Consider the following 14,551-nt stretch of genomic DNA (forward strand, 5'->3'; position numbering starts at 1 on the left):
GCTCACCCCACCCGGCTGGCGCCGGCCACCCGTGCCATTCCAAGGGGCGCGTCCCGCGAGGTGGTGTAGCAGCCCGCGGCGAGGCTCTGCAGGTCGGTCAGTTCAGGCGGCGATGAGTTCGGCTGTCGGGGTGGTGGGCGCGGTGGTGGTGAGTTGGGCCATGGTGCCTTCAGAGAGGTAGCGGCGGTCGCCGGTTGGCCATCCGTCGTGGGCTTCGACCAGGACTGCGCCGGCGAGGCGGAGCGGGGCCGCGACGGCCCGTCGGCACCGGCCGACACGGTCACCCGTCCACGGGAGCATCCAGAGCTGGGCGCATGGGTGCGCCCAGCTCCTTCACAACCGGAACCCCGCACCCCACCCCCTGATCGTGGGCCTGGGCCGAGCGGGTGCAATCTGTCTCCGGGCCGCCGTAGCCGCGGTGGGTGGGCTGGCATCGGCGGTCCGGATTGTGGTCCGGGGTCCTGCGATGGCGGTGGTGCGGCCTCCCTCGCTGCTGGCCCAGAGGATGCCCCCGAAGTCCTTGATCAACTTATGCTGGCGATCTGTTCCTTCGATCGGTTCCTAGGTGAGGCGCCGCCTGGGTCCTTGATCGATGCACGGCCGGGCCGTCCGTGGCGAGAGAGCGTCCCTGCACTGCCACCTGATCGTCACGATCGGCACCCCAGCCCCGGGCAAGCCGCGCGATCAAGGCTCGGCCTGGTGCCTTGCCTTCGCGGACCGGGCCTAGCGCATAAGGGGTTCAGGTCCCCCGCCGCGGAGGGTGAGGCCGCGGGAGCAACGGCCTGGACCACCGCGGACATCGCGGTAGCCCAAATCCCTCGGAAAAGATCGTCAGATCTCGAAGCGCACGCCACCGGCGCCCGATCGACAGTCACGGACCGCGACCACCCCGTCTCGGTCAGCGACGACAGCCTGTTCGGACGGTTTAGGGTCGGCGAGACGTTCGTCGCAGCGGGACCGCCCCTGCCGCTGGATAGGCTGGCTGGCATGGAATCTTGGACCGGCCACGAGGTGCCGCGGCTGCCGGGCAGTGGCCAGCCGCTCGCGCTGTTCGACTCGGCGCGGCGTGCCGTTCACCCCAGCGGCGGGCCGGCCGGCGCGCGGACCATCTACGTGTGCGGCATCACACCGTATGACGCGACGCACCTCGGCCACGCGGCGACGATGATCACGTTTGACCTGGTGCAGCGGGCGTGGCGGGACGCGGGGCACGAGGTGACCTACGTCCAGAACGTCACCGACATCGACGACCCCCTGCTCGAGCGCGCCGCCCGCGACGGGGAGGACTGGGTCGTGCTGGCGATGCGCGAGACGGCGCTGTTCCGCGAGGACATGGAGTCGCTGCGGATGATCCCGCCGGAGCACTACGTGGGCGCGGTCGAGTCGATCCCCGCGATCGTGGAGAAGGTGGCGGCGCTCGTCGACCGCGGCGCCGCGTACCGCCTCGACGACGGCACCGGCGACGTGTACTTCGACGTGGCCGCGGCGCCCGCGTTCGGCTACGAGTCCAACCTGTCCCGCGAGCAGATGCTCGCCTTCTTCGCCGAGCGCGGCGGCGACCCCGAGCGTGCCGGCAAGCGCGACCCGCTCGACCCGCTGCTGTGGCGGGGCGCCCGCGACGGCGAGCCGGCGTGGGCGGGCGGCAGCTTCGGCCCGGGGCGGCCGGGGTGGCACATCGAGTGCGCGTCGATCGCGCTGGACCTGCTCGGCGACACCATCGACGTGCAGGGCGGCGGCAACGACCTGCTTTTCCCGCACCACGAGTGTTCGGCGGCGCACGCGGAGGCGTTGACGGGTGCGGCGCCGTTCGCGCGGCACTACGTGCACGCCGGCATGATCGGCCTCGACGGGGAGAAGATGTCGAAGTCCGAGGGCAACCTCGTCTTCGTCTCCCGCCTCCGCGCCGACGGCATCGACCCGATGGCGGTGCGCCTGGCCCTGGTGGCCGACCACTACCGCGTCGACCGCCAGTGGACCGACGACCTGCTCAAGACCGCACAACAGCGGCTGGCCAGGTGGCGCGAGGCCGCCGCGGCCGGGTCCGGGCCGTCGGGGGCGGACCTTCTTGCGGGGGTACGGGCCAGGGTGTGCGACGACCTTGACACTCCCGGGGCACTGGCGCTTGTCGACGAGTGGGTGGACCGCGCGCTGGCCGGCGCCGGCGACGACCGCGAGGCTCCGGCGCTGATGGCGCGCACGGTGGACGCCCTGCTCGGCGTGCGCCTGGTCTAGGCCCTGGAAATTCTTGCCGGGCCTGCCGAGTCGCCGGCCGCGGGGGCATTTGGTCCGCGCGGACATCCCGGCGAGTCGGCAGGCCCGCCTCGACAAATCTGTTCAAACAGGGCCTAGCCGAGCGCGAGTCCCGGGTCGGGGTCGGGGTCCGGCGTGGGCGCGGGGATCTTGTACTCCTCCGTCAGCGTCGTCATCGGCCCCGGCCAGGTCGCCTGCGCCACCTCGATCGGCCGGTGGGCGTCGTCGAACGCGACGTGCAGCAGGTGCAGCACCGGCGTGTCCGGCCGGATCTGCAGGATCTCGGCCTCCTCGCGGCTGGGCTGGCGGGCGCTGATCGTGTCGGTGGCCGACACGTACCGCCGCCCGGTCACCTCCTCGGCCTCCTGGTAGAGCGGCCGCCCGAACGCCTCGCGCCGCTCCAGCCCGGTGCCTCCCGCGTCGTCCACCCGAAACCACGAGGCGCCGACCTCGACCGGCACGTCCTCGGTGCGCACGATGTAGCGGCGTACCACGAGCTCGGTGCCGTCGCGCACCCCGAACGCGTCGGCCACCTCGGGCGGCGCCGGCGCGCGGCCGACCTCGGCCAGGTGCTGGCGGTACCGGGCGGCGAGGTCGCTGTGGTAGCCGCGGTGCGCGCCGTAGCGGCCGCGGGAGAGGCGGTTGAGCCGGCGCCGGGTGCCGCGGACGTACGTGCCGGAGCCGGGCTTGGTGATGAGCAGCCCTTCGACGCGGAGCTGGTCGACGGTGCGCTGCACGGTCTGCTTGGCCACCCCGAACATCTCCGCGATCGCCGGGATGCTGGGCAGCCGCTCGCCGGGCGCCCAGTCCCCGCGCCTGATCCGCTCGCGCAGCTGCGCGGCGATCTGCCGATGCGGAAACTCGGCGGCCCCAGGGTTGATACTCATAGTTTCCTAGGATGCCCTAGGCGGTGTGCCGCCCACCACCGACACGCCGCCCACGGCGCCGACGAGACGGGTGGTCGATCAGGGACTTCGTGCGAGGACACGCCGACGGACACGCCCACCAACTCCCTGATCAACAGGGAGAGGGGAGACGGGCGGTTTACCAGGAGCCGGCGGTGGGGCCGGCGGAGCCGCCGCGGCGGCGCAGGTACTTTTCGAACTCCTGGGCGATCTCGTCGCCGGTCAGGGGCTGGATGCCGGCGTCGCCGACGCGCTCCTCGAGCTCGCGCACGTACTCGCCGAGCTCGGCGTCCTGCTCGGCGGCGGCGCGCACGCGCTGCTCCCACTCGGCCGCCTCCTCGGCCAGGTCGGCCATCGGCACCGGCAGGTCGAGGACGTCCTCGACGCGGTGCAGCAGCGCCTGGGTGGCCTTGGGGCAGGGCGGGTTGTTGGCGTAGTGGGGCACGTGCACCCAGAAGGAGACGGCGTCGACCTCGGCGCGGGTACAGGCGTCCTGCAGCACCCCGACGATGCCGGTCGGGCCGTCGTAGCGGGTGGGGGTGAGGCGGTAGCGCTCGGCGGCGTCCTTGTCGGACGCGCTGCCGCTGATCGGCAGGGGCCGGGTGTACGGCACGTCGGCCAGCAGCGCGCCCAGCAGCACGACCCGCTCGATCTCCAGGCTGTGGCACAGCTCGAGCACCTGCTCGCAGAACGTGCGCCACCGCATGCTCGGCTCGATGCCGCGGATGAGCACGACGCTGCGCTCGGTGCCGGGCGGGGTGGCCGCCATGAAGCGGGTGGTGGGCCACTCGATGCGGCGGGTCTCGCCGTCAGCCATGGTGATGGTGGGGCGGCTGACCTGGAAGTCGTAGAAGTCCTCCGGGTCCAGCGCGGCGATCTGTTTGGCTTCCCACACCTGCTCCAGGTGCTCGACCGCCGCCGTGGACGCGTCGGCGGCGTCGTTCCACCCCTCGAACGCGGCGATGGCCACGGGGGAGCGCAGCACCGGCAGGCCGTCAAACTCGGTCACAGCTCTCAGCCTACGTGCCTGCGCGTGACCTGACCCGGCAGCGTTGCCCACCGGGCGTGCCGGACACCGCACCGACCTCCGCACGGGCGGGGTGTGTGGGGCACTAACCTTGGACCGTGCCGAACTCGCTGCTTGACGCGCTCGCCGACCGCATCCTCATCGCCGACGGGGCGATGGGCACCATGTTGCAGGCCGCTGACCTGGACGTTGACGACGACTTCCAGGGTCTTGAGGGGTGCAACGAGGTGCTCAACGTGACCCGCCCGGACGTGGTGCGGGGGGTGCACGAAGCGTACTTCGCGGCGGGGTCGGACTGTGTCGAGACGAACACGTTCGGCGCGAACCTCGCGGCACTTGGTGAGTACGACATTCCACACCGAATTTTCGAGTTGTCGGAGGCGGGGGCGCGGATCGCGCGGGAGGCGGCGGACCGTTTCTCGACGCCTGAGCGGCCGAGGTTCGTGCTGGGGTCGATCGGGCCGGGCACGAAGCTGCCGACGCTGGGGCACGCGCCGTACGGTGCGCTGCGCGACGCGTACCAGCAGAACGCGGCCGGGCTGATCGCGGGCGGTGCGGACGCGCTGATCGTGGAGACGTGCCAGGACCTGCTGCAGACCAAGGCGGCGGTGATCGGGGTGCGCCGGGCGGCGGCGGAGGCGGGCCGTGCGGTGCCGCTGATCTGCCACGTGACGGTGGAGACGACCGGCACGATGCTGCTGGGCAGCGAGATCGGTGCGGCGTTGACCGCGCTGGAGCCGCTGGGCATCGACCTGATCGGCCTGAACTGCGCGACCGGTCCGGCGGAGATGACCGAGCACCTGCGGTACCTGTCGCAGCACGCGCGGGTGCCGCTGTCGGTGATGCCGAACGCGGGGCTGCCGGAGCTGACGGCGGACGGCGCGCGGTACCCGCTGACGCCGGATGAGCTGGCGGAGGCGCTGGACCGGTTCGTGAACGAGTACGGGGTGTCGCTGATCGGCGGCTGCTGCGGCACGACGCCGGAGCACGTGCGGGTGGTGTCGGAGCGGCTGGCGGGCGCGCAGGCGGCGCCGCGGCGTCCGGTCGTCGAGGCGGGCGTGTCGTCGATCTACCACCACGTGCCGTTCGCGCAGGACGCGAGCGTGCTGATGGTCGGCGAGCGGACGAACGCGAACGGGTCGAAGGCGTTCCGGGACGCGATGCTCGCCGGTGACTACCAGTCGTGTGTGGAGATCGCGCGGGGGCAGGCGCGGGACGGTTCGCACCTGCTGGACCTGTGTGTCGACTACGTGGGGCGGGACGGCGCGCAGGACATGCGCGAGCTGGCCGGCCGGTTCGCGACGGCGTCGACGTTGCCGATCATGCTGGACTCGACCGAGCCGGCGGTGATCGAGGCGGGGCTGGAGATGCTCGGCGGGCGGTGCGTGGTCAACTCGGTCAACTTCGAGGACGGCGACGGGCCGGATTCGCGGTACGCGCGGGTGATGCCGATCGTGAGCGAGCACGGCGCGGGTGTGGTGGCGCTGTGCATCGACGAGGAGGGGCAGGCGCGCACCGCGGAGTGGAAGGTGCGGGTGGCGTCGCGGCTGATCGACGACCTGACCGGCCGGTGGGGGCTGGCGGTGCCGGACATCCTCGTCGACTGCCTGACGTTTCCGATCTCGACGGGGCAGGAGGAGACCCGCCGGGACGGCATCGAGACGATCGAGGCGATCCGGCAGATCGCGCAGCGGTACCCCGGCGTGAACTTCACCCTGGGTATCTCGAACGTCTCCTTCGGTCTGAACGCCGCGGCCCGTCAGGTGCTCAACTCGGTGTTCCTGCACGAGTGCGTGGAGGCGGGGCTGACCAGCGCGATCGTGCACGCCAGCAAGATCCTGCCGATGTCGAAGATCCCGGAGGAGCAGCGTTCGGTCGCGCTTGACCTGGTGTACGACCGGCGGCGTGAGGGCTACGACCCGCTGCAGCGGTTCATCGAGCTGTTCGAGGGTGTGGACGTGGCGTCGGCGCGGGCGACGCGGGCGCAGGAGCTGGCCGGGTTGCCGCTGGACGAGCGGCTCAAGCGGCGGATCATCGACGGCGAGCGCAACGGCCTGGAGGCCGACCTCGACGAGCAGCTGGCGTCGATGTCGGCGCTGGCGATCATCAACGACATCCTGCTGGACGGGATGAAGGTGGTCGGCGAGCTGTTCGGGTCGGGGCAGATGCAGCTGCCGTTCGTGCTGCAGTCGGCCGAGGTGATGAAGACCGCGGTGGCGTACCTGGAGCCGCACATGGACAAGGCGGACGACGGCGGCAAGGGCCGCATCGTGCTGGCCACGGTCCGCGGCGACGTGCACGACATCGGCAAGAACCTCGTCGACATCATCCTGTCCAACAACGGGTACGAGGTCGTGAACATCGGCATCAAGCAGCCGATCAACGCGATCCTCGACGCGGCGGAGCAGCACCAGGCGGACGCGATCGGCATGTCCGGGCTGCTGGTCAAGAGCACCGTGATCATGAAGGAAAACCTGCAGGAGATGGACGCCCGCGGGTCGGCGAGCGGTGGCCGGTGCTGCTGGGCGGTGCGGCGCTGACCCGTGCGTACGTGGAGGACGACCTGCGTTCGATGTTCGGCGGGCAGGTGCACTACGCGCGGGACGCGTTCGAGGGGCTGTCGCTGATGGAACGGGTGATGGCCGCGAAGCGGGGTGAGGCGCCGGTCGTCGACGCGGACCGGGAGGCGGCGCTGGCGGCCCGCAAGGCGCGCCGGGAGAAGCAGCGCACGATCGTGGCGGAGTCGCTGCCGGAGCTGAGTGACGACTCGGTCCGCTCGGACGTGGCGCGGGACGTGGAGGTGCCGGCGCCGCCGTTCTTCGGCACCCGCGTCGTGCGGGGCCTGCCCCTCGCCGACTACGCGGCGCTGCTGGACGAGCGGGCCACGTTCCTGGGGCAGTGGGGGCTGCGCGGTTCGCGGGGTGGTTCCGGCCCGACGTACGAGGAGCTGGTGGAGACCGAGGGGCGGCCGAGGCTGCGGTACTGGCTGGACCGGCTGATCTCGGACAAGGTGCTGGAGGCGGCGGTCGTCTACGGCTACTTCCCGGCATACTCGGAGGGCAACGACCTGGTGGTGCTGGACGAGAACGGGCACGCCGAGCGGGCCCGCTTCACGTTCCCGCGGCAGCGGCAGGAGCGGCGGCTGTGCCTGGCCGACTTCTTCCGGCCGGCCGGTGAGGGCCTGGACGTGGTGGCGCTGCAGCTGGTGACGGTGGGGCAGCCGATCAGCGAGTACACGGCGAAGCTGTTCGCCCGCAACGAGTACCGCGACTACCTGGAGGTGCACGGGCTGTCGGTGCAGCTGACGGAGGCGCTGGCCGAGTACTGGCACAAGCGGATCCGGAGCGAGCTGACGCTGCCGGGCGGCGGCACGGTGGCCGACGGCGACCCGGCGGACCTGGCGGGGCTGTTGCGCACCGACTACCGCGGCTGCCGGTACGCGTTCGGGTACCCGGCGTGCCCGGACCTGGAGGACCGCGCGAAGATCGTGGACCTGCTGGGCGCCGACCGGATCGGTGTGCAGCTGTCGGAGGAGTTCCAGCTGGTCCCGGAGCAGGCCACGGACGCGATCGTGGTCCACCACCCGGACGCCAACTACTTCAACGCCAAGTAGCGAGGGTCAGGGGCGGACGAGGCTGTACATGACGAGGTCGCGCCAGCGGGCTTCGCGGAACTGGGTGGCGCGTAGGACGCCTTCGCGGGTGAAGCCGGCCTTTTCCAGGGCGCGCTGCTCGGCGGTGTTGTCCACGTCGGTGTACGCCTCGACGCGCTGTACCGGGGTGGTGTCGAACAGGTAGGCGACCAGGTGGCGTTGGGCGAGGGTGCCGACGCCTTTGCCGCGGTGCTCGGGCAGCAGGGAGATGCCGACGTTCCAGCACCACCAGGCGGGCGTGCCGTAGTGCACCTTGGTCCACACGACGGTGCCGGCGGCGGCGTCGTCGACCTGCACGACGAGGCAGCCGCCGTCGGGGGTGATGAGGCCGTTTTCGTCGAAGCGGCGGCGGGTGGCGCGGATGTCGCGGAAGCCGGACCAGTTGAAGGTGCCGGCGGCGTCGGGGTCGACGGCCTGCCGTTCGAACAGCCAGAAGTCGTCCGCGGTGGCCGGGCGGAGGACCACGCGCGTCTCGTCCACGGTCACAGCGTAGATCCCGTGTGGCAACGCTTGGGTGTTGCCGCCCGCGGGTACAAACGGGACGTGACGATGCGGTGGGTGCGGGTCGCCGGGCTGGTGCTGGCGCTGTTCGCGGCGGGCTGTTTCGTGGGCACCGACGGCGAGGGCGAGCCGCCGGAGGGGGATCCGCCGGCGAGCGCGGAGGCGTCGCCGGGGGAGCGGGAAGACGGCACGATGAGCGTCGAGGAGTTCCAGGGGGACATCCAGGGCGCGGTCGACGTGGCCGAGGGGTACTGGGGTGAGCGGGTGCGCGGGTTCGAGCCGGTGCGGCGGATCGAGGCGTACCGGCAGGACGGTGAGGTGGCGTGCGGCGGGCAGCCATTGACCCGCAACAACGCGGCGTACTGCTCGGCGGGCGACTTCATCGCGTACGACGTGAACTGGGCGGTGGGCGCGTTCCGGCAGATCGGTGACGCGTTCATCTTCTACCTGCTGGGCCACGAGTACGCGCACGCGGTCCAGGTGCGGTTGGGCATCCGGTACCGGTACACGATCGAGCAGGAGCTGCAGGCGGACTGCATGGCCGGGGCGTACATCGGCGACTCGGTGAAGGCGGGGACGTTGACGCTGGACCGGGGTGACATCGACGAGCTGCGGCAGGGGCTGCTGGCGGTGGGTGACGACCCGAGCCAGCCGTGGTTCGCGCCGGACGCGCACGGTACGGCGCAGCAGCGCACCGACGCGTTCTTCGAGGGCTACGAGGGGTCGCTTCAGCCGTGTGAGCTGAACTGACCGAGGATCCGCCGCACGACCCGGCCCTGCCCGAAGCCGAACTCCTCGTCGGGCGGCAGGCGGTCGGTCTCGAACCACGCGAACCGGTCGGCCTCGCCGGCCGGTTCCGGTGTTCCGGCGCAGACACCGGTGTAGGTGTGCGCGATGGCGTGCTTGCGCGGGTCGTGGAAGTCGCCGATGCCGGGCTGGGTGAAGTACTCGACGGTGGTGGCGTAGGCGAGCGCGGTGAGCGTGACGGCGCCGCCGAGGGTGGCGGCCAGGTGGCGGGTGACGGCGGCGGCGAGTGGCTCGTCGCGCAGCACGGCGCCGCCGACCAGGCACCAGCCGGGCCCGGCGGGGGTGTCCCGGTGGATCAGGCCGACGCGCGGGCGGTCGTCGGCGGACAGGGGCAGCAGGTCGACGCAGGCGATGGGCACCCGGGCGAGGATGCGGGCGTACTCGCCGGCCGGTATCCATCGCTCGCCCGCGCCGATGATGTCGGTCACGACTGTCCATCATCGCGGTGAGGTCCCGGCCACAGCGGGCGGGGCGCGCCGCCGGGCGGGTCGCGGCATCGGGGAGGATCGAGGTCGTGACGCAGACCAGGCCGGGGCTGGCCGCCGTGTTGTTCGACATGGACGGCACGCTCGTGGACAGCGAGCGGTTGTGGGATGTCGCCCTGCGCGAGCTGGCCGCCGAGTACGGCGGGAGCCTGTCCGACGCGGCGCGGGTGGCGATGGTGGGCAGTGACGCCACGACGTCGATGCGGATCCTGCACGCGGATCTGGGCCAGCAGTGGCGGCCGCTGGGGCCGAGCCAGGAGTGGATCGCGGCGCGGATGGCGCAGCTGTTCCGGACCGGGCTGGTGTGGCGGCCGGGCGCGCTGGGGCTGCTGTCGGCGGTGCGTGCGGCGGGCCTGCCGGCGGCGCTTGTCACGTCGACGGCGCGGCCGCTGGTCGAGGTGGCGCTGGAGACGCTGGGCCGGGAGAACTTCGACGTGGTGGTGGCCGGTGACGAGGTGCGGTCGCCGAAGCCGGACCCGGAGCCGTACCGGCTGGCGGCGAGCCTGCTGGGGGTGCCGATCGAGCGGTGTGTGGCGATCGAGGACTCGCGGGCGGGGGTGACCAGCGCCCTCGCGGCGGGTGCGGCGGTGCTGGGCGTGCCGAGCGAGGTGCCGCTGGACCCGGTCGAAGGGCTGCACCTGCTGGAGACGCTGACCGGGGTGGACCTCACCCTGCTGGGCAACCTGCTGTCCGGGGTGGACGCCGCGCGGTAGTCACAGCACCACGATCGCCGGGTGGGGGTGGCGCAGGTAGTCGCGGTGGGAGATGTCCCATCCGTACGCGCCGGCGTTGCCGAACACCAGCACGTCGCCGACCCGCAGCCGGTCGACGCGCTGCCCGCGGGTGAGCACGTCGCGGGGGGTGCACAGCTCGCCGGCGGCGTCGATGTCGACGTCGCGGACCTCGGGGCGGGGGAAGTCGTACGGCCAGGTGTCGCGGGGCAGCACGGTGAACGGGTGGCTGTATCCCCAGGCGGCCGGTAGCCGGAAGTGGTGGGTGCCGCCGCGCAGGACGGCGAACCAGCGGCCGTGGGTGTGTTTGAGGTCGAGGACCTCGGCGGCGTACCAGCCGGCGCCGGCGGTGAGGAAGCGGCCGGGTTCGAAGGCGAGCCGCACGCCGGGCGGTGGCGGCTGGGGCCGCAGCCGGGTCAGGTCGAAGGTGTCGCCGCCGGTGTAGTCGACGCCGAGGCCGCCGCCGACGTTGACGTAGGTGAGGGTGACGCCGAGGCGGGCGGCGGTGGCCACCGACCAGCGGACCGCGTCGTCGACGAAGGCGGTGTGCGCGGCCGCGTCGAGGTTGTTGGAGACGGCGTGCAGGTGGAAGCCGGTCACGCGCAGGTGGGGCAGGGCGGCGGCGAGCGCGGCGACGGCGGGCAGCTGGGCCTCTTCGATGCCGAACGGGGTGGGTGTGCCGGTCATCCTGTGGCTGCCGGTCAGGGTCCCGCCGGCCCGGTTGACGCGCAGCGCGATGTCGAGCGGGCCGGTGGCGAGCCTGGCGAGGCGGCGCAGCTCGAGGACGCTTTCGACGTGGACGAGGGCGCCGGCGCCGACCGCGGCGCGCAGCTCGTCGTCGGTCTTGGCCGGGCCGCCGAACGCGATGGTGCGGGCGCCGGCGTCGACGGCGAGGGCGAGCTCGCCGCCGGAGGCCACTTCGAGGCCGTCGCAGACCTCGGCCAGCGCGGAGACCACGGCGGGGTGGCCGTTGGCCTTGACCGCGTACAGCAGGGACGCGCCGGGTGGCAGCGCGGCTTTGAGGGCGGCCGCGCGGGCCCGCAGCACCGCGGTGTCGTACACGTACGCGGGGAGCCGGTCGAGGGCGTGTTCAGGGAGCATGCAGCGGGTTCCGGACCGGGATGTACACGTCGCCGCCGCCGGTCAGCCGCATCCTCACCAGCGCCTTGTGCGGCACGGTCGGCGCGGTGAACGCGGCGTGGTCGGCGGCCGCGGCGGAGGCGGTGGCCGGGTCGGCGCGCAGCGGCTCGTACGTCTCGTCGACGACGGCGCGGACCGCCCGCCAGGCGGCTGTCTCGTCGAGGCCGTGCCGGGCCAGGGCGATGACGAGCTCGCCGAGGTGGGCCTGGAAGGCGGTGTAGCCGAGCTTGGCGCGCATCGTGTAGAGGTCGTCGGTGGCGATGACGGAGCCGGGCCACAGGGCCAGGTCGGTGCCGGCGGCGGCCAGGCGCGGCCGGTGCAGGCGCATGCCGGCCAGGTCGCGCAGGACGAGGCGGTGCGGGTGGCCGGCGGTGAAGGTGGGCAGGCAGTTCTGCAGGTGCGCTTCGAGGGCGATGCCGTGGCGGGTGGCCAGGCGCAGCAGCGGCGGCAGCACCAGCCGGGCGTAGTCGGTCAGGAACGCGAGCGGGCCGGCGCCGTACTCGTCGAGTAGCTCCCCGGCGACGATCGGCAGGGCGCCGCCGGGCACGACGCGTTCGCCGGGCGCGAGGCGGCCGGTGAGGCCGTCGCGGACGATGGCGGAGGCGTCGCGGCTGCCGTCGAGTGCGGCGCCGGCGGTCTCGGCGAGCAGCACCACCCGGTCTTCGCCGGCCAGCAGGCGGGCCAGCAGCGCGGACAGGGCGGGGCCGTTGCGGGTGGCGGCGACGGAGATGCTGCGCCGGCTGGAGGTGACCTGGATGTCGAGGGAGAGCTTGAGGTAGCGGCCGCCGGGCAGCAGCAGGGTACGCAGCGCGGCGGTGGGTACGGCGGGGACGGCGCCGTCGAGCAGGCGCAGGGTGCCGTCGCGCAGCAGGTCGGGGTAGCGGCGGGCCAGGACGGCGTCGCGCTGCCAGGCGTGCACGGGCTGCACCACGTAGCCGGGCGGCGCGGCCGGCCCGCCGACCAGCGGGCCGAGGTCGTCGCCGATGTGCGCGTCGCGGCGTACGGCGACGAACCCGACGCTTGTCGTGCCAGCCTCCAGGTCGTGGGCGAGGACGTCGTCGACGTCCCAGCCGATCCGGGTGCGGCCGCAGGGGTGCAGGTTGTGCCCATCGACGGCGAGGCGTTCCAGCGTGACCGCGGCGGCGTCGGGGCCGCCGAACGGTGGCGCGGGTGTGGCGTCGCGGCGGGCGTAGGCGACGGCGAGGTTGGCGACCGCGTTGGCGAGCTCGGCGGCCAGCACCCAGCCGGGACCGTCCACGATGGACGGCGGCAGCAGCGCGACTGGGTCGGCGGCCGGCACCGCCCCGAACTCCACCCGGTCGTACGCGTGCCGGTCACCGGTCCCTTCGTACCGAATCCTGGTGTCGGCGATGTCCTCGCGCCACAGCGCCCCGAGGAGCCGGCGGCCGACGGCGGCCGCGGCTTGCGGCAGCGCGTCCCGGAACGGTGCGCGCAGGTGGGGCGCGTGCGCGGCGAGGTGGGTCTCGGTGTGGGCGGCGGCGTCGTCGACGGTGCCGGGCGAGTACGCGCACACGGTCAGATTGGGCACCACTAACCTGCCATCGGGTTCGGGACAGTCGCCCACACGTCGGTGAGCGGGTCGGTGGCCAGTCGCATCGCGGTGGTCGCCTTGACCGGCAGCGGGCCGTCGCGCAGCTCGGGCCGCGCGGCCCGGGTCCACAGTAGCGCCGGCGTGATCCCGTAGGCGCGGGAGAACGCGGCGACCTGCTCGGCGAGGGCGCCGCTGACCGCGGCGGCCAGGAGCTTGGCGCGCAGGGCGTGCGGGTCGTCGGTGACCAGGTCACCGTGCAGGGGTGGCGGCTCGACGCCGTGCCGGCGCAGCGCGGCGGGGCTGATCCGCACACCGCCGAAGTCGCGGTACAGCAGCCGGTGCGGGTGGCCGTCGCGGAGCACGACGAGCGTGTTCTGGCCGTGGGCCTCCAGGGCGACGCCGCGGCGCAGCAGGTGCAGCAGCGGGGTGAGCAGCACGCCGGCGAGGGCGGTGAAGAAGCCCAGCGGGTCGGGCAGCCGGTGGCCGGCGCGGACGGCGGCGGCCAGCGAGGCGAGCGGCACGGCGGCCTCGCCGGGGCCAGGCGGGGCAGGCGGCGGCGCAGGTAGGCCAGGCTGCGGGACGGTTCGCCGTCGACCAGGACCGCGCCGGCGCGGTCCTCGGCCATCACGGTGAGGCCCGGTGCGGCGAGGGCGGCCAGCAGCGCGGTCACCGCCGGCCCGTTGCGGACCGCGGCGGGTGAGACGGTCCGCACGGCCGAGGTCATCTGGACGTCGACCGCGGTTTTGACGTGGTGGGTGGCGCCCGCCGGCGCCATCGTGCGCAGGCTCATCAGGGGCCGTGCGGGCACGCGCCCCACCGGCACCAGCCAGGGGTACGCGTCCAGCACGTGCTCGTACTGCCAAGGGTGGACCGGCAGCAGGGGCGGGCCGTCGCCGTACCACCGGGCCGGCGGCACCCGCACCACGTGGAGGCGGACGACCGGGCGGTGCTCGGGGCGTAGCGGAGCACGTCCAGGGTGGACATCCCCAGCCGGGTGCGGCAGCAGGGGTGCAGCGGGTGCCCGTCGACGACGGACTGCTCCAGCTGCGGGAGGGTGGCGGTGAGCGCCGGCGCGCGGGCGGGGGCGGCGCGGGCCAGGGCGAGGTTGGCGACGCTGTTGTCGACCTCGACGGCGAACCCGGGGTGGCCGAGCGCGCGGGCCAGGGCCGCCGGGTCGGTGTGCGCGGCGCCGTCGAGGTGGACGGTGAGCCCGCCGGCGGCCGGGGCGTACGGCTCGGCCGCGTCCGCCGGCCCGTCCAGCACGCCGGCTCCGGTGTGGACGGTCAGCCGGCCGCCGGACCGCGCGCGGCGCAGCAGGCCGGGGACGGGCTCGCGGGCGTACGCCCCCCAGAGCCGGGCCAGGACCGCGGCCCTGGCGCCGGGCAGCTCCCGGTCGAAGGGTGCGAGCAGATCCGGCCGGTCGCGGTGGAGCGCCGCGCGGGTGGCGGCCGGGTCTGGGGCGTGCACCGCCCCATTCTTGGGGGTGCCGGCGCCGCTTTCC

11 protein-coding genes and 3 pseudogenes are annotated in these 14,551 nt (G+C 73.5%); 4 read left to right on the forward strand and 10 right to left on the reverse strand.

The annotated features are described in order from the left end of the window. Nucleotides 1-102: 102 nt before the first annotated feature. Nucleotides 103-252, reverse strand: a pseudogene (locus tag Phou_RS53855) (IS256 family transposase); the annotation flags it as partial. 735 nt (nucleotides 253-987) lie between these two features. Here Phou_RS53855 and mshC point away from each other — a divergent pair. Next, complete coding sequence (mshC, locus tag Phou_RS40865) at nucleotides 988-2,232, forward strand: cysteine--1-D-myo-inosityl 2-amino-2-deoxy-alpha-D-glucopyranoside ligase (protein ID WP_173068009.1); 1,245 nt, start codon at nucleotides 988-990, stop codon at nucleotides 2,230-2,232. 113 nt (nucleotides 2,233-2,345) lie between these two features. On the opposite strand, the gene Phou_RS40870 is transcribed toward mshC, so the two are convergent. Both Phou_RS40870 and Phou_RS40875 read right to left on the reverse strand, forming a co-directional pair. Next, the gene (locus Phou_RS40870; protein WP_173068012.1) at nucleotides 2,346-3,137 is read right to left on the reverse strand and encodes a GntR family transcriptional regulator; all 792 of its coding nucleotides are present in this window, start codon (nucleotides 3,135-3,137) and stop codon (nucleotides 2,346-2,348) included. A 157-nt stretch (nucleotides 3,138-3,294) separates the two neighbouring features. Beyond that, nucleotides 3,295-4,164, reverse strand: coding sequence for a PAC2 family protein (locus Phou_RS40875; RefSeq protein ID WP_173068015.1), 870 nt, complete (start codon nucleotides 4,162-4,164; stop codon nucleotides 3,295-3,297). A 173-nt stretch (nucleotides 4,165-4,337) separates the two neighbouring features. On the opposite strand from Phou_RS40875, the pseudogene metH reads away from it, so the two are divergent. Next, nucleotides 4,338-7,795: pseudogene (metH, locus tag Phou_RS40880) on the forward strand (methionine synthase). 6 nt (nucleotides 7,796-7,801) lie between these two features. Here the strand turns inward: metH and Phou_RS40885 are convergent. After that, entirely contained in the window at nucleotides 7,802-8,314 is a 513-nt protein-coding gene (locus Phou_RS40885) for a GNAT family N-acetyltransferase (protein ID WP_218579505.1), read from the reverse strand. A 69-nt stretch (nucleotides 8,315-8,383) separates the two neighbouring features. On the opposite strand from Phou_RS40885, the gene Phou_RS40890 reads away from it, so the two are divergent. After that, on the forward strand, nucleotides 8,384-9,085 hold the full coding sequence (locus Phou_RS40890) for a neutral zinc metallopeptidase (RefSeq protein WP_173069061.1): 702 nt from the start codon (nucleotides 8,384-8,386) through the stop codon (nucleotides 9,083-9,085). Here Phou_RS40890 and Phou_RS40895 read toward each other — a convergent pair. Then, complete coding sequence (locus tag Phou_RS40895; RefSeq protein ID WP_173068021.1) at nucleotides 9,064-9,570, reverse strand: DUF4916 domain-containing protein; 507 nt, start codon at nucleotides 9,568-9,570, stop codon at nucleotides 9,064-9,066. The genes Phou_RS40890 and Phou_RS40895 overlap by 22 nt on opposite strands. A gap of 86 nt (nucleotides 9,571-9,656) precedes the next feature. Between Phou_RS40895 and Phou_RS40900 the strand changes: the two genes are divergently transcribed. Then, the gene (locus tag Phou_RS40900; protein WP_281365158.1) at nucleotides 9,657-10,340 is read left to right on the forward strand and encodes an HAD family hydrolase; all 684 of its coding nucleotides are present in this window, start codon (nucleotides 9,657-9,659) and stop codon (nucleotides 10,338-10,340) included. On the opposite strand, the gene Phou_RS40905 is transcribed toward Phou_RS40900, so the two are convergent. The 5 genes and pseudogenes from Phou_RS40905 to Phou_RS53865 form a co-directional block, all read right to left on the reverse strand. Continuing rightward, nucleotides 10,341-11,459, reverse strand: a complete 1,119-nt coding sequence (locus tag Phou_RS40905) for an alanine racemase (protein ID WP_173068024.1) — start codon at nucleotides 11,457-11,459, stop codon at nucleotides 10,341-10,343. It abuts the gene before it with no gap. After that, nucleotides 11,449-13,047 carry an IucA/IucC family protein gene (locus Phou_RS40910; protein WP_246274307.1) on the reverse strand — a complete coding sequence of 533 codons (1,599 nt, stop codon included), beginning with the start codon at nucleotides 13,045-13,047 and terminating at the stop codon, nucleotides 11,449-11,451. Before Phou_RS40910 ends, Phou_RS40905 begins: the two co-directional genes overlap by 11 nt. Nucleotides 13,048-13,049: 2 nt before the next feature. After that, nucleotides 13,050-13,571, reverse strand: a complete 522-nt coding sequence (locus tag Phou_RS53860) for an IucA/IucC family C-terminal-domain containing protein (RefSeq protein WP_246274309.1) — start codon at nucleotides 13,569-13,571, stop codon at nucleotides 13,050-13,052. Nucleotides 13,572-13,750: 179 nt separating this feature from the next. Then, nucleotides 13,751-13,897 (reverse strand): annotated as a pseudogene (locus Phou_RS54780) (IucA/IucC family protein); the annotation flags it as partial. Continuing rightward, complete coding sequence (locus Phou_RS53865; protein WP_246274311.1) at nucleotides 13,840-14,517, reverse strand: IucA/IucC family protein; 678 nt, start codon at nucleotides 14,515-14,517, stop codon at nucleotides 13,840-13,842. The pseudogene Phou_RS54780 and the gene Phou_RS53865, both read right to left, overlap by 58 nt. Nucleotides 14,518-14,551 lie beyond the last annotated feature (34 nt).

Source organism: Phytohabitans houttuyneae, from assembly GCF_011764425.1.
Taxonomy (GTDB): Bacteria; Actinomycetota; Actinomycetes; order Mycobacteriales; family Micromonosporaceae; genus Phytohabitans; species Phytohabitans houttuyneae.